Annotated in this window: 25 protein-coding genes and 1 pseudogene; 5 read left to right on the top strand and 21 right to left on the bottom strand. The window is 39.7% G+C overall.

The features are described 5' to 3' along the window. Positions 1–64: 64 nt before the first annotated feature. The 4 genes and pseudogenes from ACQ96U_RS24300 to ACQ96U_RS24315 all read right to left on the bottom strand — a co-directional run bounded on the left by ACQ96U_RS24300 (position 65) and on the right by ACQ96U_RS24315 (position 1,707). Positions 65–637, bottom strand: a complete 573-nt coding sequence (locus ACQ96U_RS24300) for a hypothetical protein (RefSeq protein ID WP_431723868.1) — start codon at positions 635–637, stop codon at positions 65–67. 107 nt (positions 638–744) lie between these two features. Next, a pseudogene (locus ACQ96U_RS24305) lies at positions 745–1,092 on the bottom strand (DUF6389 family protein); the annotation flags it as partial. A 155-nt stretch (positions 1,093–1,247) separates the two neighbouring features. Next, a complete protein-coding gene (locus ACQ96U_RS24310; RefSeq protein ID WP_431723869.1) occupies positions 1,248–1,469 on the bottom strand; it encodes a hypothetical protein in 222 nt (73 codons plus the stop codon). Position 1,470: 1 nt separating this feature from the next. Then, on the bottom strand, positions 1,471–1,707 hold the full coding sequence (locus ACQ96U_RS24315; RefSeq protein ID WP_431723870.1) for a macro domain-containing protein: 237 nt from the start codon (positions 1,705–1,707) through the stop codon (positions 1,471–1,473). Positions 1,708–1,996: 289 nt separating this feature from the next. On the opposite strand from ACQ96U_RS24315, the gene ACQ96U_RS24320 reads away from it, so the two are divergent. Beyond that, entirely contained in the window at positions 1,997–2,959 is a 963-nt protein-coding gene (locus ACQ96U_RS24320; protein ID WP_431723871.1) for an integron integrase, read from the top strand. 70 nt (positions 2,960–3,029) lie between these two features. Here the strand turns inward: ACQ96U_RS24320 and ACQ96U_RS24325 are convergent, their stop codons facing one another. The 4 genes from ACQ96U_RS24325 to ACQ96U_RS24340 all read right to left on the bottom strand — a co-directional run bounded on the left by ACQ96U_RS24325 (position 3,030) and on the right by ACQ96U_RS24340 (position 5,130). After that, positions 3,030–3,401, bottom strand: coding sequence for a hypothetical protein (locus ACQ96U_RS24325; RefSeq protein ID WP_431723872.1), 372 nt, complete (start codon positions 3,399–3,401; stop codon positions 3,030–3,032). A gap of 147 nt (positions 3,402–3,548) precedes the next feature. Next, a complete protein-coding gene (locus tag ACQ96U_RS24330; protein ID WP_431723873.1) occupies positions 3,549–3,980 on the bottom strand; it encodes a phage baseplate assembly protein V in 432 nt (143 codons plus the stop codon). After that, on the bottom strand, positions 3,974–4,549 hold the full coding sequence (locus ACQ96U_RS24335) for a hypothetical protein (RefSeq protein WP_431723874.1): 576 nt from the start codon (positions 4,547–4,549) through the stop codon (positions 3,974–3,976). Before ACQ96U_RS24335 ends, ACQ96U_RS24330 begins: the two co-directional genes overlap by 7 nt. A gap of 194 nt (positions 4,550–4,743) precedes the next feature. Further along, entirely contained in the window at positions 4,744–5,130 is a 387-nt protein-coding gene (locus ACQ96U_RS24340) for a winged helix-turn-helix transcriptional regulator (protein ID WP_431723875.1), read from the bottom strand. A gap of 145 nt (positions 5,131–5,275) precedes the next feature. On the opposite strand from ACQ96U_RS24340, the gene ACQ96U_RS24345 reads away from it, so the two are divergent. Further along, positions 5,276–6,181: an alpha/beta fold hydrolase gene (locus ACQ96U_RS24345; RefSeq protein ID WP_431723876.1), complete on the top strand. Its 906-nt coding sequence runs from the start codon at positions 5,276–5,278 to the stop codon at positions 6,179–6,181. Between the two features lie 219 nt (positions 6,182–6,400). On the opposite strand, the gene ACQ96U_RS24350 is transcribed toward ACQ96U_RS24345, so the two are convergent. After that, positions 6,401–7,015, bottom strand: coding sequence for a TetR/AcrR family transcriptional regulator (locus ACQ96U_RS24350; protein ID WP_431723877.1), 615 nt, complete (start codon positions 7,013–7,015; stop codon positions 6,401–6,403). A gap of 74 nt (positions 7,016–7,089) precedes the next feature. Between ACQ96U_RS24350 and ACQ96U_RS24355 the strand changes: the two genes are divergently transcribed. Both ACQ96U_RS24355 and ACQ96U_RS24360 read left to right on the top strand, forming a co-directional pair. Next, a complete protein-coding gene (locus ACQ96U_RS24355; protein ID WP_431723878.1) occupies positions 7,090–7,545 on the top strand; it encodes a nuclear transport factor 2 family protein in 456 nt (151 codons plus the stop codon). Next, positions 7,542–8,384, top strand: a complete 843-nt coding sequence (locus tag ACQ96U_RS24360) for an ergot alkaloid biosynthesis protein (protein WP_431723879.1) — start codon at positions 7,542–7,544, stop codon at positions 8,382–8,384. Before ACQ96U_RS24355 ends, ACQ96U_RS24360 begins: the two co-directional genes overlap by 4 nt. 211 nt (positions 8,385–8,595) lie before the next feature. On the opposite strand, the gene ACQ96U_RS24365 is transcribed toward ACQ96U_RS24360, so the two are convergent. The 11 genes from ACQ96U_RS24365 to ACQ96U_RS24415 form a co-directional block, all read right to left on the bottom strand. Beyond that, complete coding sequence (locus ACQ96U_RS24365; RefSeq protein ID WP_431723880.1) at positions 8,596–9,738, bottom strand: OpgC family protein; 1,143 nt, start codon at positions 9,736–9,738, stop codon at positions 8,596–8,598. A gap of 318 nt (positions 9,739–10,056) precedes the next feature. Continuing rightward, a complete protein-coding gene (locus ACQ96U_RS24370; protein ID WP_431723881.1) occupies positions 10,057–10,596 on the bottom strand; it encodes a GNAT family N-acetyltransferase in 540 nt (179 codons plus the stop codon). Positions 10,597–10,735: 139 nt separating this feature from the next. Beyond that, complete coding sequence (locus ACQ96U_RS24375; RefSeq protein WP_431723882.1) at positions 10,736–11,404, bottom strand: epoxyqueuosine reductase QueH; 669 nt, start codon at positions 11,402–11,404, stop codon at positions 10,736–10,738. Positions 11,405–11,860: 456 nt separating this feature from the next. After that, positions 11,861–12,430: an SGNH/GDSL hydrolase family protein gene (locus ACQ96U_RS24380; RefSeq protein ID WP_431723883.1), complete on the bottom strand. Its 570-nt coding sequence runs from the start codon at positions 12,428–12,430 to the stop codon at positions 11,861–11,863. 147 nt (positions 12,431–12,577) lie between these two features. Beyond that, complete coding sequence (locus ACQ96U_RS24385) at positions 12,578–12,886, bottom strand: DUF1330 domain-containing protein (protein ID WP_431723884.1); 309 nt, start codon at positions 12,884–12,886, stop codon at positions 12,578–12,580. A 200-nt stretch (positions 12,887–13,086) separates the two neighbouring features. Beyond that, on the bottom strand, positions 13,087–13,446 hold the full coding sequence (locus ACQ96U_RS24390; RefSeq protein ID WP_431723885.1) for a nuclear transport factor 2 family protein: 360 nt from the start codon (positions 13,444–13,446) through the stop codon (positions 13,087–13,089). 94 nt (positions 13,447–13,540) lie between these two features. Beyond that, positions 13,541–14,005: a DUF1203 domain-containing protein gene (locus ACQ96U_RS24395; RefSeq protein ID WP_431723886.1), complete on the bottom strand. Its 465-nt coding sequence runs from the start codon at positions 14,003–14,005 to the stop codon at positions 13,541–13,543. Between the two features lie 713 nt (positions 14,006–14,718). Beyond that, positions 14,719–15,003 carry a hypothetical protein gene (locus ACQ96U_RS24400; RefSeq protein WP_431723887.1) on the bottom strand — a complete coding sequence of 95 codons (285 nt, stop codon included), beginning with the start codon at positions 15,001–15,003 and terminating at the stop codon, positions 14,719–14,721. Further along, a complete protein-coding gene (locus ACQ96U_RS24405) occupies positions 14,978–15,220 on the bottom strand; it encodes an immunity protein Imm33 domain-containing protein (RefSeq protein ID WP_431723892.1) in 243 nt (80 codons plus the stop codon). Before ACQ96U_RS24405 ends, ACQ96U_RS24400 begins: the two co-directional genes overlap by 26 nt. Before the next feature lie 157 nt (positions 15,221–15,377). Beyond that, complete coding sequence (locus tag ACQ96U_RS24410; RefSeq protein WP_431723888.1) at positions 15,378–15,773, bottom strand: VOC family protein; 396 nt, start codon at positions 15,771–15,773, stop codon at positions 15,378–15,380. 160 nt (positions 15,774–15,933) lie between these two features. After that, complete coding sequence (locus tag ACQ96U_RS24415; protein WP_431723889.1) at positions 15,934–16,296, bottom strand: VOC family protein; 363 nt, start codon at positions 16,294–16,296, stop codon at positions 15,934–15,936. Between the two features lie 383 nt (positions 16,297–16,679). Between ACQ96U_RS24415 and ACQ96U_RS24420 the strand changes: the two genes are divergently transcribed. Next, positions 16,680–18,440 (top strand): sulfatase-like hydrolase/transferase, encoded by a 1,761-nt coding sequence (locus ACQ96U_RS24420; RefSeq protein ID WP_431723890.1) that lies wholly within the window; start codon positions 16,680–16,682, stop codon positions 18,438–18,440. A gap of 111 nt (positions 18,441–18,551) precedes the next feature. Here the strand turns inward: ACQ96U_RS24420 and ACQ96U_RS24425 are convergent, their stop codons facing one another. Continuing rightward, a complete protein-coding gene (locus ACQ96U_RS24425) occupies positions 18,552–18,695 on the bottom strand; it encodes a hypothetical protein (RefSeq protein WP_431723891.1) in 144 nt (47 codons plus the stop codon). Between the last annotated feature and the right edge of the window lie 112 nt (positions 18,696–18,807).

Raw genomic sequence — 18,807 nt, forward strand, 5'->3', positions numbered from 1 at the left:
CAACATCATAACCACACACAAAAGGCTATTTTTTGATCAATATCAAAAAGCGAGTGTCCTTTTCTTACCTTAAGTGTGACTTGCCCCACGCTACGAGCTTTTTAATGTTTACACCCATACCAGCAAAGTTTGGCTCAAGAATTAAAGCATCAACAAGAGCACCGTGCTCGGAAGCACGAAGTTCTCGTGCAACTGTGAAATTAGAAATTTCTTTCTTCTGCTCAATGTCAGTAAATATTTTTTCAATAAGTTCTATGACATCAGAAGGCTGTTTACAAACCTCTCTGATTTTAATGAATATAATGGAATCAGTGATTTCCGACTCTACTTCCTTTTCATTTGCCTCGATAAAGTACTTGGGGTGAACTGTAGTTATCATTAGCGCAGGTAATATTGTATTTGGCCCCTGACCATTGATTTTCACCCAGTTGAGAACCTCTGAGTAAAAATGGCTATCGGGAAGTCCGCGCACCATTACAGAATGGTGCTTTGCACAGAGAGACTCAATCTTAGGCAAGTTAGCCATCAACGTTTCAGATATAGGCTCTTCCCAATTGTAATAGTCGAGAACGTATAGATAGTAATCCCTCTCTTCTGAAAGGGGTAAATCTGATATTGCACTTACGTGAAGTCCCATACGTTTCCTTTACGCTTAACGCTTCGCGTAACCGGGCGCCCAAAGTTGCAGAGCGAAGCGGCGCAGCTTTGGGCGATCCGTGTTTACGCGTTTGTTAGGTGATGTATTCATTTTAGTTGCAGAGGAGTTTTTGTGCCGTAGTCATCATGCCCAACAATAAAAACGGGTATTTGGATATTTTCGGTATTCAGTTGTGACCATAGCACTGCCAACCATCTAGCAGAACAATCAACTACGATATTATTTGCCTCATAATCAATATCGAAGGGATCTACCGTTGGGATATAAGGCTCAATTTTACCTTCTACGTACTTGGGGTTAAATATATCTGCAACAGTGTCAATTGCCTTGTTTAGTACGTATAGGTCAGGGCCATCAAGATTTGCCCTAATTGAAAAGAAGCCATCGCCATCCTGCGCTGGAAATATTTCAAAATTCAACTGGATTGCCTTTTCTGGAAGAGACGCGCTATGACATCACTCATAGCCTTTAATGCGCTTTCTGAGTGCTTTTCCAATTCAATTGCTAACTGTCTTTCTAATTCCTGCTCTTCCATATTTTTCTCTCACCTAACGCTTTAATAACGGGACCCGCCAGGGGTCCCGTTGATTTATTTGTTAGCTGCTTTATACCTTACAATAATTACTTTCGCTTCACTTTCAATTGTCTCAAGCTCTGTAGACATGAGGTTTAGTGACCAATCTTCACCTCTATTACCAGAACCTGCTCCAATTAATGGAAATGCAACACTAGAGAATTTCTCTTTGTTCACTATATTCATAGCATTTCGAACTGAATGGATTACTGAATACTCTGTAGCCATCCAAAACATGTTAATACCTGCATTTAAATGGCAGGCCGCCGGCTGATGTAATCCTAGCTTCACCAAGTGGAATTGCTCCAAACTTTGCTACTTCTTTGAATGGGCCTGTTCCACCTCTTTTTTTAATAGCACCTGATACGCCTTGAGGCAGCAATAGCCACCAAGGAATAATATTCCTATTCCAGCTATTTACTATGACCTCAACATCTTGATCCAAGATGTCTCCATGTACTAATTCGTAATTCATCAGATCCCTAACAGCTAACTATTAATGAACGTCACTATGACGTAATACATTACGTCACGCTGACGTATAATACTTAAATATATTTTAACCACATCACATATTCAATACTAGATTAAATATTAAAAAACTAATTTAACTACTTGATTAATATGAATTAGTTATTTTTTAGCTGGGTGTTATACGTCAAAGTGACGTAATATATCACGTCACTTTGATGCATCTCTAATAATACTGTATATAAAAACAGTATTATGATACCTCAATGATCGATACTGCTTGAGGTAAAATCATGGCAAGCCCACTTCTAGAGAGAGTAAGACAAGAAATTAGAGTTCGGCACTACAGCTTAAAAACTGAAAAATGCTATTTATATTGGATACGCCGATACATTCGCTTCCATAACATCAAACATCCAGCAACAATGGGATCTGATGAGGTTAGTCGATTTCTGACCCACTTAGCCCTTGACAAAAACGTCTCATCTTCAACCCAAAACCAAGCTTTTTCAGCTTTACTCTTCCTATATCGAGAGGTGCTTAAACAAAGCTTAAATATAAAAAATACTATAAGAGCAAAACAACCTAAAAATTTACCTGTGGTATTAACACGAGAGGAAGTATCCCTTGTGTTATCAAAATTACATGGCAATCACTGGCTAATGGCTTCTTTATTATATGGTTCAGGCCTTCGATTAATGGAATGTGTTCGTCTTAGAGTAAAAGATATTGACTTTAGTTATAAAACAATCACTATTCGAAAAAGTAAAGGCGCTAAAGACAGAGTTGTTCCCCTTCCAAAAATACTGATTACTCCATTAAAACAACAATTAGAATCTGCCAGAATTTTACATAAGCAGGATTTATTTAGTGGCTTTGGTGAGGTTTATATGCCATATGCACTTAATAGAAAGTACCCCAAAGCAGGTAAAGAGTGGGGTTGGCAATACATATTCCCTTCAGGAAATTTAAGTATCGACCCTTACAGTAATAAAAAAAGACGCCATCATTTTGGAGAACAATCTTTACAACGGGCAGTTAAAAAAGCAGTAAGATTATCAAATATTCATAAGCCTGCAAGTTGTCACACGTTTAGGCACTCTTTTGCCACACACTTAATTGAAAGAGGTCAAGATATACGAACTGTACAAGAACTATTAGGACATGAGGATGTTAAAACAACTCAAATATATACGTATGTTCTACAAAAAGGCGGGCAAGCTGTCATAAGCCCTTTAGAAGACTTACCTATTTGAAATAAGCTTTATAATAAAAAGTTAGTGAGTGTGGTTCCTCAAAGATAAAAAGGGTTTATTTGCAATACAATTAAAGCATAATATCAAGCTGTGATTTTCGTTGCTTCACCCTACCCGCTTGTTTGATTAAACTGGATTTATTGGTGGGTCCAGCAGGCGTATGATCATGGGTTGATAAATCCAAAAACGCTTGCTCCACCACCGCCATAAAATCAGACAACAACTGCAGTACATTATCGCTTTCATTTCCTAGCCAAACCTTACCTCCGTCTTTAACTTGGGTAATTTGCTTAAGCTTGGCCAGGCTATGTTTAATACCATTGATATGCTCCTGCAAATCCTTACCTACCACTGTATGACTGTCATTGCCGGTAGCGACTTTTAAGTTATCAATGGCGGCCAGTTCTGCCGTGCCTCCTGAATGCAGCTTTAATGCGCCCATCGCTTCCAGCGTTTTGCTGCCGCCAATGGTTTCGGTGCTGTGTTCGGCTATTGTTGTCTGTTAGCTTTGAGTGTGGGTTTTCTGGTGAATGGTTTCCAGCTGATATTGCTGGCATTCATCCTTGATACTAGTATCTGTTGATCGTTCCTAAGCGGCGCTCTGGTCACAGCGTTGGTAGCTTAACCGATGTTGCTGCCAACGCTGTTCTTTCTGTTCCAGGTTGGGTAACGATAAACCATGAGGTAACACCTGTTGTATAAACGGCTTATTGGGTAAGCCATAGGCGAAGCCCACCACTACCTGAGTGCCTACTTCCGGTAACCCATAAAAACCTTGCTCCTGACCCGCACTGGCCATCGGTACCATTAAGCTGTGTAAGGTGGGTAGTTTCTTGTCGGGTTTGCCCTGGGCGTCTAGCACTTCCACATCCACGGCATAATGGGGCCTAAAGTCAGTACAGAGGTCACCTTCTTTTGGAGTATCACTGATCGCTACGACACGACCATAACGGGGTAAATGATACTTGCCTGCCAGCTCTGAAAATAAACTCAATACAATACGTTTAATGGCGTCTACCATGTCACCACCATTTGATTATTTTGCCATTGTGTTTTTTGAATACGGCGACCATCGACTAATTTCACACCAGGTCGAACTTGGGGTATGGCGGCGATTTGCGCACTGTTGTGCGACTGGTGATTAATTAAAAATTGGTCGGGGATTTTCACCGGTTTATTGGCCCAATAACTGTGTTGCCAGCTCCCAACATATATTTGGCCATCCCCTTGTTGTTGCCAGCAATAGTCCTCAATAACAAAGGCCTCCGCTATGGAGGCCATGGCAAACAGTCCATTATTCAGGCTGTAAAAATACGGTATTTTGGTAGTAACGTAAGATTGTTCTGGGGTAATAAAGGTTAAACCAGTGTGTTTGGCCATATGATTTAAGACATCATTTAAATGCACATGCCGTAAATTCATCGGTAATGGATAATGTAAAATTCCCGTCAATTCCCTGCAAAATAATTGCTGCTGCTGTTGGTCGACGGTAGTGATTTTTTCGATATAGCCTAAAAAGATTTGCTGTAAATTGTCGCCATAACCGATGGCCATTTTTACTATGAATTTTGGCGTTTTAACCAAACCCACTCAATATTCACTGCATTTTGCGTAAATCACACGGCTATATTGTAGCTAATTTTATGGTTAACTAATGGCTCCATAATTCATTAATTTTTCGATGCTTTGCATTGGCAAGATTAACCCCCTTGATTTCCATTGACTGTTGTTGGGAGCGAAGAGCTGTGTCGTTAAAGAATTTAACGATTAAAAGTTATTCATTGCTATCTTTTACTTTCTTCATCGTATTGTTGTCGTGCTTTGCGGATATCGGCATGATGATCATCTGCCCAGGATACTAACTTCCATACGGAAGCTGATAGGCCTTTTCCCAGCTCGGTTAGCTCATATTCCACTTTCACCGGAACCTGGGGATAAACTGTACGGAGTATAAAACCATCGCGCTCTAAATCGCGAAGTGTTTGTGTCAGCATACGTTGTGAAATCCCTTCAATACGTGACTTTAGTGAGTTGAAGCGATCCGGGCCATCAACCAACGCAAACAGAATCAGAATGGACCATTTATCACCGATTTGAGCCACCACATTACGGATGGGGCATTCCTCATTATTCAGAAAAACACGTCTTTCATTGTCTTTTTGTAAACCCATCGTGTACTCCCCGTAGGTTATCAAAAGGTAACTTAGCTACAGAATCCTGCCTTATTGTAACCTAACACTCTATATGACAACATAGTATATATTAGTAACCAACACTACAACCAATTACTTCATGGACATTAGTATAGGTACCGATATGACACAATCTATTTTAAAAAAAGCACTAACTCAGTATGCCTCGGATAAGCCTGAAACCTCTGAAGATCCGTTTTCACCACAATTTGTATCAGTAGGGAAATATGAAATTCGCTACATCCGCAAAGAAAAGCCGCTCGCACCTACCCTGCTACTGTTAAACGGCCTACCTCAAAGCATTCGCATGTGGGAATCCTCCATTGAAGCCTTCAGTGACAAGTTTGACATATTAGCCTTCGATATCCCTGGGTTTGGTTTATCACGAGCAAAAGAAGCAGATATGTCGCCTGGTAACCTGAGCGAAGTGATTGTTCAGGTGATGGATCACTTCAATATTGAACAAGCCCACTTAGTAGGACCAGACGTTGGGGTACCCATTGCCCTGACCGCCGTGATTAATCATGCCCAACGATTCCTGAGTTTAAATATCTTTGATGGACCAGGCAGCTACCCACCAAAACTGTCGCCTATTTTGATGGCAGTGATTAAATCACGCTTTGTTCGGTGGTTAGCGAAAGGTCTGAATAGAAAGTCTGTGATGAAAACTAATTTTTTAACCGCAGTCAACGAAGGATATCATCACTACAAACCGACTAAACGCGCGGTAAAAGAATATTATGACATTGCCTATGACGTTCAGGCCCACAAATGTGCGATTAGTTTCTTTGGCTCCTATTCAAAAGAACTGCCATGGATTGAGCAAAGACTGAAAGAAATTAAAGTTCCTACCTTGATTACCTGGGGCAAACAAGATCCGTTTGTATTAGTTGAAAACGCAAAATTTTTAGCCAAAAACATTCCTAATAACAAATTAGTTATATTTGAAAATGCATCGCACTTTTCTTCGGAAGATGCAGGGCAAGACTACGTGGATCTGTTAATTGATTGGATTGAAGGTAGCTTTTGATTGAAACCTGGGTGTGTCTACTGGCGTATAATCTGATCCAATTAAAAATAGCCCAATCGACCTTGGTGGTGGATATTTTCAGTTTTGATACTCAATATGCTCGATGACAAACAAGCCTATGCAGAACCTAGAGGTAAAGTGCGTGAAAAAGTCAGAAAAAAATGGACATCCTAATCCTAAAAAGTTTAAGTAAGTGCCATTAGAATCTGACCCTTTATTTTATTTCAAACCCTTTACAATGAACGCAGTAAGTCGATCAAGGTAAGCATTATCAGCTCGTTTTTTTGTGACAATAATGCGCCAATAAATGATGCTGCCAAGCGCATCAAGGGCAAGGTCTATGTCCAGATCCGCGGCAAGCTCCTTCCTTGACATCGCATTGCGTAGAACCGTCTCTGCACTGGATCGCCGTTGTGCTTGCACCGCGGATCTAATATGTGAGGCAAGTTCGGGGGTTCTTGGCAGTTCTGCGTGAAGATCCGGTAATATTCGAGTTACCAATGGGTGGCGTAAAATACGCCGTAACTGTTCCAACATAAGTCGAATATCACTATGCAAGTTGCCCGTATTAGGCGATGTGATCAAATCTGTACCAACCCGAGTTACACAGTCATTGACCATCGCTAGCTTAGATGGCCAGCGGCGGTAAATGGCCGCTTTCCCAACACCAGCTCGCTTGGCTACTGCTTCAATAGTAAACGCCGAATAGCCAACTTTAGCCCACTCCTCAAACATAGCTCGCTCGATTGCTTGAGTGACAGATTTCTGCATGACAGCAGCGCCACTGGGTGTTCGAGGTTTAGATTTTTTTTCGTTGATACGCTTGCGTCTCATCCATATCTCTCTTAGTATGTGATCATAACGATGATACGACACTGTTCCACCGAATGACCATAGGTTTGTTAAACATGACTGAAAGCGCTGATGAATTGTCCAGTTTTGTGGATATGCTTAAACAGGCACTGGGAGACAAGATTGACCAATCTGCAGATGGCTTCATTGCCATGATGGCAAAGGATTTCGTGATGGAGTTTCCTTACGCCCCAGAAGATGGAGTGAAAGAAATCAAGGGACAGGATGCGCTAGCCAACTATCTTGCCAACCTTCAAGATTTAATTGTGCTTGATCGGATCACTGTGCCCAAAGTTTACCGTGCTCAGAATTCTGATGTTGTGATCCTGGAATTCGAATGTCGTGGCCATGCTAAGAAAACTGGACGTCCCTACAATCAGCGTTATATTTCGGTCATTACGTTAAGAGAAGGAAAAATTCTGCGCTATGTAGACTATTGGAATCCTCTAAACGTTTTTGACGCCATTGGTAGTCTTGCTTCACTTAAACCTGCCGAGGAAAACAAAGAATGAATACCGTGCTGATAACCGGAGGAACAGGCAAAACAGGGCGCAGTATTGCATCTAAGTTATCTACGGCCAATGTGAACGTCAGGGTGGCATCGCGCTCCGGTGGCTCCGTCGTAAACTGTGAGAGTACTCGCTTCGATTGGAAAATCCCATCCACTTTTGACTCTGCTCTAAAGGACGTGAGCGCAATATATCTAGTTGCGCCGACTAATGTCACTGAACAACTCACCGCCATGCAACCCCTTATTGATTGTGCAATTGAAAAAGGAGTTAGCCGTTTTGTATTACTGAGTGCTTCATCTGTGCCAAAAGGCGGCCCCATGATGGGTGAGGTGCATGCTTATTTAGAGAAATCAGTGGATGAATGGGCTGTGTTAAGACCAACATGGTTCATGCAAAATTTTTCAGAGCAACAACATCTTCCAACAATTCGAAATGAGGGGTGCATTTATTCCGCCACTTGCAATGGCCGCGTTCCATTTATAGATGTGGATGATATTGCTAAGGTTGCAGTTGAAGCGCTATTGTGTCGTAACCCGCTTAACAGAGATTTGATCTTAACTGGCCCGCAACCCATTTCTTACGATGAAGTAGCACAAACGATTAGTTCGGTTATCGGCAAAGCTGTTGAACATGTAAAAATTACCGAACAACAACTTGCCGAACGGTTTGTACAATCTGGTATGGAACCCCATTACGCTCAAATTCTTGCAGCGATGGACACAGCTGTTGCAGAAGGAGTAGAAAACCGTATATCACTAGAGGTTCAAGAATTGACGAACTCAGAACCAGTAAATTTTAGGTATTTTGCTGAAAAAAATCGCCGTACTTGGACAGAATGAGAGGTAATGTTTAAAAAATTCTGTGGTATTAAGCTCACACGCAGTGTACCGGGAAAATCCGGCAAAAATTTGGAGAAAAAAGGACACCCACTTTTTGCCTCCAACCTTCCTGCATATCCTCATCCATGACTACCAGAGTACCGACTTCCGATACCCTGTTTCTCTCCAGCACTGGCCATCGGCACCATTATACTGAGCAAAATTGGCAGGGCTACGTTGCCAACGTTGTTCCTTTTGTTCTAGAGAGTGCTATTTTTTGTTTTTCTTTCCATACAGAATGTGCATATGCTGGAATCCATAAGCTAGCTAAACAAGCTCCGAATATGAGGATTTGCAAAAAGACGTTCAACTCACTAATTTGAGTTCTAAATAATGTGAGTGTATAAAGAAGAATTATATGGTAAGTAAACACATACAACGAGTGTTGTCCCAAATAGACTAAAGGCTTCTGATTGAAAAAACGAGGAAACTTATCTGCAGCCCTAAATAAAATATAGGCAAGTGTAATAGTATTTAATAGTCGTAATGGACCAAATGAAGAAATACTTGTCCAGTATTCTTGTAATGGCATAACTAATTGAAGATTAGATGAGTGTCGATGACAAAGCATAAAGATCGTAAAAAATAACGATATCATCAATAAACTTCTTGATTTAGGCAGTTTTAAGGTTCCTTTCACTAAGCAATAGCCAAATCCCAGGCCTAATACAAAAATCAATTGCCAGGCAAAAACTTCGAAATAGCCAAAATTCCACGGCAATTGAGGAAACCAAGCGTTCACCTGAGTTAATAATAGGCTCTGTGGTCTAACCTGAGCAAGAAGCCAAAAAATAAAACTACAACTAATAATAGTTTTAAATTTGCCTAGTAAGAATGCTTTCAATATAAAGGGAGTGATAACTAAAAATAAAACATACACAGGTATAATATCAAGTAAATTAGGTAGGGATGTAAAAAAAACGCCCATTATTAAACTAATTACAGGACTTTCAACAAAGTCGGTCATATATGGATTTTCTGCCCACCTTGAAGTAATACTTGGAAAACAGTAAATAATTAAGGCTGCCAATGTAAAACATAATAAATGCCAAAGGTATAACTCTCTGGCTCTATGGAATAGCTTAAAACATGCATATCCAAAGGATTTATTTGCTATAGCATTAGTGAAGACAATACCTGATACTAATCCAGATAGAAAGAAAAAGCCTTCTGCTGCGGTTACATATCCCGCAAAACCATACGTAATATTTGACCAACCTTCAAGGTAAGAAAATGGTAGAAAGAAAAGGTGGTCTACCGTCATTATTAACAGCATCCAACCTCGAAAACAGTCTATTTGAAGAATCCGATTCATAAAACTACCTTGTAAATACTTGCTTAAATGTATTGATAATAGGCTGTAAAACAAACTAATATTAACTGTATCTATTATTAAATACCATGCTAAAAGTAAAATTTAGCCACAAACTGTTTCATCTGATATCATCAGAACCGCTCACTGTGCAGGCATTTCAACTGCGTCTCTATCCCTTATTGGTACATAATACACCAGTCTTATATTGACACTTTTAGCCAAGAATAGCGGTCCACTCATAAATACTACGTGATTATTCAAATGAAACTCTCATGACGGCTAACGTCCAGCTTAAGAGACGCACGCTTTTTGCGCGTGCTACTCAATGCCGTTGTTCGCATCATTCATATGTAACCAGTCGACTTTATTTAATTTCATCCTGATAACATTCCAGCTTTCATTTTGGAATTGTCGTGCACCTTTATTGAATTGAAACTCAGTAAAACCTATACTTTTGTAGACATCGATTGCAGACGTATTAAAATCAAAAACACCCAGTGTGACTTCAGACAAATGCATATTTTCGAGAGCAAATTTAACAGCCTCTTTCACAATCGCTTTACCGAAACCATTACCACGATATTTTTGAAATATTAACACTCTACCGAGAATACAACTCGCAGCACTGTAATCAATATCCATCAGTTGAATATGACCAACGGTTTCAAGAGTATCTGATCTGATGGCTTTAAAGGCTGGCTTCACTCCGTTGGTATTTGCCAACGTATCATTTAGCTGAGCAACATCCAGGGGATAGGTATATTTGGGACCTGCCCACTGAAGGAGAAACCGAGCATCAGGAATCTCGGCTATCAACTGACTAAAGTCGTCTTCATTAAATGGGTGTAACGCTATCAATTCATACTCCAGGATACGAACATTGCATTAAGGTGTGAACAACGCTACCACCATACCTAAACCATTGCACCTTAAACACAAAACCCAACCTTGAACTGAAAATACCAAGTGTTGAGAATCCCTGTTATTTTATCTCTGCCTATTCTCCGTCTACACCGTAATATTGAACTCCTATTTTAATGCGATCTCGCCCTTGAGAACGTCGGTGTCGATTAGTGTCACGCAAAGAGTAAACGCAACCACAATACTCTTGCTGATAAAATTGCTCGCGTTTGCTGATTTCAATCATACGCTGGCTGCCGCCCTGCTTACGCCAGTTGTAGTCCCAATATTGCAGTCCGTGATAAGAAGCAGCTGCACGATGTCCACAATCGTTAATCTGATCCATGTTTTTCCAGCGAGAGATACCCAATGAACTACTGATCATGGAATAGCCATTTTCATAGGCATAAAGAGCAGTACGTTCAAAACGCATGTCAAAGCACATAGTGCAGCGAACTCCTCTCTCCGGCTCATTTTCCATTCCTTTGGCACGGGCAAACCAATTGTCAGTGTCATAATCCGCATCAATAAAAGGCACACCATGTGTTTGAGCAAATCGAATATTTTCCTCTTTACGGATCTCATATTCTTTAATCGGATGGATATTCGGGTTATAGAAGAAAATAGCGTAGTCAACGCCAGTGGCATGAATTGCCTCCATGACTTCACCAGAGCAAGGGGCACAGCAAGAGTGGAGTAACAGCCGATCGGTTTCCACATTAAATTCTTCAGGCAAAGGCAAAGGCATTCGGTTAAGTTTAGTCATACAGATATAATACCTAGCAATTCTGCTTTAAAAAAACTGGTAACGTCACATCAGTCGCATAATACAGAGTTCACCTGAAACTATTGCAGAGCGTGTTTTGTATAAAATGCAGCCATGAGAGATACCCAAAAAGCAAGTACCCATTTTTTCCTGATTCATTTCACTAGGGCCTGTTAACATGGACACTTGCAACCTTTTTTTTCGATTTCAATATGTTGCAGTCTTTACCGGATAAAAAGCCTTTAATCAATGACTCAACTTTTTGCTTGACCAAAGTTGCGCCATAATCTGACAAATCCATATGTTTTGAATGCTCTATTTCAATTACGCAACTATGATATTTATCTTGCTCTTCTTCTGTTAATAAGACACTTTTCACCTCAGAATGCCTAACACCTTGCTCACCCACACACCGAAATTTGACGTAACTGAGGTATATCAACGTACAGCAATTTATTATAGATATGCTGCCTCACTAATAGCTTTAGAAACCCACTCTCCAATTTTTGCATTGCCTATTTCATTGAAATGAATACCATCGGGAAGCAGTATATCTGATAAAACCTGCTTTGAAACCTTGTTGTAAAGATCATTGACCCTCAAATTGTATTTTTCTGCAAGCTCAACTGATGCCCTATTGTACTCAATGATATCGTTGAGGAACCGACGGGAATCCTTAAACGCATTGTGCACTATTTCATCTACAGGCGTAGATGTTGCCCAAATTACAGACAATCCTCGCTGTGCTAATCGGCCAAATATAGATTCTAAGTTTTCACAATACTGCTCTTTTGAACTGACAGGGTTTTCCTGACCAGGGTTATATCGAACATCATGCAAACCACAATTAATGTGTATTATATCGAAATGTTCCTTAGCCAACCAGGAATCTAGCTTCTCCTTCACTTTAATTGATGATTCGCAATTCTCCAAAGGAGAGGAAAGATGTAAATCTTTACTTAGATTCTTGATCACGTACTTTTCACTATTGATGCGTATGGAATCACCAATTAAAAATACTCTCAATTTGAGTCCCCATTCTGAGATGCATAGATTTTTTAATCACAAGCAAATCTTGGCTATCTTAACTTTTGATTAATTTTAACACGTGGTTATGCTGCCCTACAACGGGCTAGCACAAGCCTTTAGTTATGTTTAAGCCCCCATATTTATTTAGCTTTTTGCTATATCTTCCCCTGCCACCAACATAAAAGAGCCTTCTTTAGTACCATTAATTCTTTTTCCTTTAAAAGGTTGATACTCATCACTTTCATAAAACGCATGAGCAACCTCTTTAGATGGAAACTCAATTATCACTATATTATTAGGTTGAGTTTTTTCTCCCTCAATAATCTCAATATTAGCTGTTCGAGCTAAATATTTACCACCTACAGATTCGACCATCTTTGTCACCTTTTGGAGATATTCTGGTATCCAAGACGGGTCGGTAATATTTATTTCAACAACTACGTAATATTTCATTCTTCTATCCTTGCTCTATTAATCCCTAATTGTAATGAATACAGCCATTCTTATACGTCAGTATAATGTGATACATTTTAGCTCGATTTTTGGGCAAATACTCCAAATTAAAGTCATATAAGCTATTTCGTTACTGTAATGTAGCTTCAAATATACTACCTCTAAAACCTACCGCCCTCTTATGCCCTTTAGTGAATACTTTAGAAAGCACTCTTCCACTGCTCAGTATCAATAAACCAACGCTCTTCGAATATTTTTTCGCCATTGAATCTGAACAGAACAGTCAACTGTGAATTCACTATTTTATCTGAACTCCACTCAACAATAGACACGACTTCATTTGCGCCTTCAATATGACGCATTGAGTTAATGGAAAAACCTGGTGGAAATATTTGCCCAAGAGAGTCAAGTGCCTTACGAAATGCCGGAAGTCCTTCTAGAATATCATCTTGCCCTGGCATAATAAACGACATATCGTCTTCATAATCAGTCACCAATGCATCAAAATCTCCGGCAGCAACTGCTTCCCAACCTCGTTGTACGATATCTGATAAAGCCATAACGCCTCCCCTCTTTTATATTTATTTAAGTTTGGACAACATTCCTATTTTACACCAACCCTAAACGGCAAGTGTTGTTTGTTTGATGCTTTTGTTACGCCCTTACCACTGTACAGTTAAAACAGCCTGGTTTGGCATTATGAATTTGGATATAGTCGACGTCAGCATTTTGGAATATACCTTTGATATGCCTCTCAAGCACTTTTCCCTCAATAACGTCTGCTTCTAACATTGTTCCATCTTTGCTGTAACCTCGGACTGATAGAAGTCGGTGGCGAAGCATGTGTGGTATCTCATTGACTTTGGTTTCAGCTGTTATGGCATTTTCTCTAACAAAAATTGGCCCTGAACTTTGATAGGGTGTTGTTACTTTATGGTGCGTATAAGTTAACACCAAAATGCTTTCTCCCACTTTTACATCTTCGAGCGATACACGACACGGGTAACCTGGGCAAGTATCAACCTCTAGCCACTTTGCATTTGCAGCTTCTAACTCACTATTACTCAATGAATTAAATAAGCTGCTATCTAAAGGTAAAATTAAAAAATCAGTCTTCATAATTATTCTCAAGTAACTTTTTTCGAAAATATACTTATTAATTTGTGATACTCACAACCTAAAACTGGACAAGTAATTTTAAGGGACATCAAAGTGGAAGGATCGCTACGAAAGTTGACCAAAAATTGAGCGCAACACACGTAGGTATAAAGAAAATCAACTTCCAAATTTCCATGATTTCTACCTGATGAAACTAATGCCCTGCACAAGGTCAGACAGATAAGTTCAGCGTTTTGGCTGCAACCAACCAAAACAGAAAAAAGGCACCGACTATTTATACCACTAAAATTCAGCCCAACAACAACTCACTTCCAAGCAGCTCAAGAATAAATCATATGAATCTGATCAAGGATCTGAAAAGCTGCTTGGTCAGGAATAAATCGTTTGCCGTTGGAAGCAACAGCCAAACTCCATTACTATACCCCTACTACTTCATAAGCAGTTTCAGAGTATCATAGCTAAAGCTAACCGGCTAAAGCCGATGGCTTTAATCTTTTAGGAGACTAATAAATGGGATGCTTGTCACTATAAATTTCAGACTGGTTTTATTCTTCAGTAGCCAATTTTGTAGGGATCTAAACTGGGTTGGGTCGAGTATTTGGTTAAACTTGGATGATCGGTGGAATCGTGTGTCAAACACAAAGAACTTCGTCAATCCGTATGAAAACGAATATTAATACTCGCGGCATCCACCTGCACATGATGTATCTGGGTTATGTTTGTGTTGAAACTCCCAGTAAGCCTGCATTACGTTGAGCAACGTGATCTTGGGAATTAAAAGTCATATCTTGATCGAAGTTATTTGTAATTTCATGATCATCCAAAATCATGTACTGAGCAGGTTGGGGTGAAAATGGGATATCAGCATAAATCTGATCCCCGCAATGAATCATAAAACGAGCCTTCTTAGCAGCTGCCAATTCTGAAATTCGCGACCAAGGCTTATCAGGATTTTTTATTTTACCTTCCTCCTTACATGCTGATAAGCTCCGGGTCATACCATACATCCTCATACTCTCCAGAAACTAAAAACCTATACCCCGGAGGTAATGATAAATATTGCTCTACTTCAGGTAGGTACTCCTTAATGTGGCTAACATGTAAAGGCTTAAAAAAATCTAGGTCTTCAGAAGTTTCTTCTCCACACCAAATGTACCAGCCACATGTTCCATTTTCAGGATTATGCCGTAAACCATTTATTGGAAGTTTACCAATAAGTTTCTATAGCAATACCTAGCTTCTCGTCATCTTTACAGGAAAGCGGCACAGCTCCAAATTTGTCACATATTTCTTTTTGACTTGGCACGAGATTTCCTAAGACATGTAATGTCTTTGTAATAAGAACAACACCAGAAACTTCATTTAGATAAATTTATTCCGGTTGGTGACACACCGCTTCAATATTGTTACCGTCAGGATCTATTACAAAAGCACCATAGTAGTGTTCGTGGTACATAGGACGTAAACCTGGTTTACCATTATCATGACCACCACCTTTAATTGCCGCATCATAAAACAAATCTACCTCTTTTCTTTTGACAGCAGAAAAAGCAATATGCCTTGGTGTGTATTTTTCTTTCACTTCAATGATCCAAAATGCAGGTTTTCCTTTCGGTCCAAATGCACACATTCTTTGGGTTGGAAATTCTGAATTCCACTCTGCAACAAACTCCATTTGAATTGCATAGCCAAGAGTAGCCATAGCGTTATCATAGAACTTTTTTGTTGCATCATAATCGGTTGCGTATGTACTTAAATGATCAAACATGAATATTTCCTTTGGTTCGTTTAAAATCTGAATAATTTGCACACGTTAGTGTATCCATGATGCTTATTCTTCAAATCATCTACTGATTCGATACCACCTATTTCCCTAATATTTTCACCCGTTATAGTTCTGTCTTTGGCAGTCCAAGTTAATTGTATTATTAGGGTAATATTTTTTCATGTTGCAAAATATTTAATAATTTACCGAAGGGATCACGAACGTAAAATCTACGAACACCCCAAGGCTCACTTGCTGGTCCATACTCAATGGGATAACCCACCTTTTCAATTGCGAATAAAACAGCATCAAGATTATCGACTTCAATAGATAAATCCGGCACTGGTGCTCCTGAACCGCCTTCTTTTGCGATGCTTACTTGCAATGTCATTTTTGAGTTTGAACCATACGTTCTAATCCAACCATGATCCATAAGGAGTTCAAGCCCTAAAATATCTTTATAGAAAGAATCTGCTTTATCTAATTGTAAACTCTCGATATTTGAAACTATTCGTTTAACGTTCATTTTTTCTCACTAAAAGTCACTTCCCCTACAATCTGTAGCGGGTTTGTAGTTCAACAGAAACCTGCCTGACAATTTGTACTTTTTTGTTCTTATTCGAGGTCACCCACGTATTTGTTTATAAACCCTAAAAGGCTAGCAGTATTTAGGTTACATGCCATTTTTTCATGACAAGCGAAAGTAACAGAATAGTCTTTTTCCGATCGTTGATAACAAAATCATCGCAGTAACAGCCACATTGTTTACAAACAAATAATTTAGAGCATTGTCATTAAAAGTTTAAAAATTGAGACTGGAATCGACCTCAAGAAACCCAATTGGTGGACAGATAGCAGTCTACACTGAATGTGAGACTGCCCATATCTAATAATTATAGGGAAATTCTGATGAAAATTAACGGCAAACAACCTAACTTCCTGATTATCACTACCGATGAGGAAAGATTTCCGCCACCTTACGAAAACCCTGAAGCAAAAGAATACCGACTGAAGAACAGTCTATGCCTTGGTCAAATGCGCCGTAACGGAATAGAATTTATTAATCATAACGCCGCATCAACTGCCTGTGCTCCAAGTAGAACATCTATCTATACCGGCCAATACCCATCTTTACATGGTGTCAGTCAAACGCCTGGTATTGGTAAATCATCATTTGATCAAAATATGTTCTGGCTTGAACCAAACACAGTACCCACCATGGGCTCGTGGTTTCGTCAGGCTGGTTATCAAACATACTATCGGGGTAAGTGGCATTTATCCGACGAAGATATTAACATTCCGGGTACTCAAACAACCCTACTCAGTAATTCCACGACTGGCCAACCTTATCCCGAAAAAGTCGAATTGTATGATAAAGCCAATCGTCTGGATAAATACGGATTTGACCAATGGATTGGCCCAGAGCCTCATGGTGCAGCAAAAAACAACTGTGGTACAGTTCGTGATCCAGGATTTGCTGATCAAGTATGCCGCACACTGGCCATGCTGGATAAAGCAGCACAAAGCGGAAACCAGCAGCCATTTCTGCTAGTGTCTTCTTTTGTTAATCCACACGATATTGTATTACCGCGCCAAAAAACCTGGTTTGAAGACTTCTATCACCAAAAAGAAGCAGGCAAGCTGCCCCATGTAGCCGCAGCCCCCAGTCAAAACGAAAGTCTGGTGGATAAACCACGCTGCCAAAAAGACTATCTCTATACCTATCCCCGGATGTATGTTCCCCAACCACCAGACGAAAGCTACCGTCAGTTTTACTACTTTTTAATGGCTGAAGTGAACAAACATATAAGAACTGTATATGAAGCGTTAAAGAAAACGTCATTCTATGAAAATACCATCGTGGTGTTTACATCTGACCATGGCGAATTACTAGGTGCACATGGCGGCTTACACCAGAAGTGGTATACCGCCTATCAAGAAGTATTAAATGTACCCTTTATCGTGTCTAACCCAGTTTTATTTGAAAAGTCTCGACAGTTGGATTTAACAACATCTCATATCGATTTATTACCCACTTTATTAGGTCTAGCAGATGTTAATGTGGAAAGCGTACGCCATATTTTAGCTAAAAACCACAGTGAAGCCCGCCCTCTAGTGGGACGTGACTTATCAAAAGTGATACTAGGCCAAGAAACTCCAGTAGAGGAACCTATCTACTTTATGACTAATGATAATGTAGAAGTTGGTGCTAACATGACTAACCCCCTGACAGGTGTTGCCTACAACAGTGTTATTCAGCCTAACTACATTGAAGCCATAGTGACCAAACTGCCAGACTTAACTGGAGATACTCGTTGGAAGTATGTACGCTATTATGATAATGCCCGTTATTATTCAGGTGAAGGAGCACTCGCCGGGCAAACGGGCAGTCGCCATGATGCAGGTAACCTGATTGGTGCTGGTAATCCAGATGGTGTCACCACCAGTCGTTTTATTCCCAGCGAATACGAGTGCTATGATTTAACCACAGATCCCACAGAAGAAAACAATCTGCTCAGTCCATTGTGTCCCAACCCCGTAAATGATCAGGTACTTAATGCACTTAAAGCCAATATGCAGGAACAACGTAAAACTAAACGAATACTTCCGCATAATATTAACAATGAAGACGAACGTGAACAAACTAACAAGGTGCCGATAAGGGATTAATTACTTTTTTAAACTGCTATAAGATTGCATATAATTTCTGTCAATTCAATCGTGCGTTTCGCACGATTGAATTGCGTTATTCTAGCTGATTTATTTCACATTTAATATTTGCTAAGCAATAATTATTTCAAGATTTTCAATCAGGTCATCAATAATAGTCGTTTTACCTGTTTGAGATTCAAATTTTATTTGATTCTTTTTACCTTGCCCAATATGAAATTTATTTGTTATTACTACTGGCAATACTGTAGACACTTTTACCCAGCCATAGCCCCATAGTCGCTCAGCTGTTCATACACTTGAGCGACTTTTTGAATGCTTAAGCTTAACCCTAACTTGTCAAAAAGTTTTCTCATTAAATGTTGAT

This window comes from Zooshikella sp. RANM57 (assembly GCF_050749885.1).
In the GTDB taxonomy this organism is placed as follows: Bacteria; Pseudomonadota; Gammaproteobacteria; order Pseudomonadales; family Zooshikellaceae; genus Zooshikella.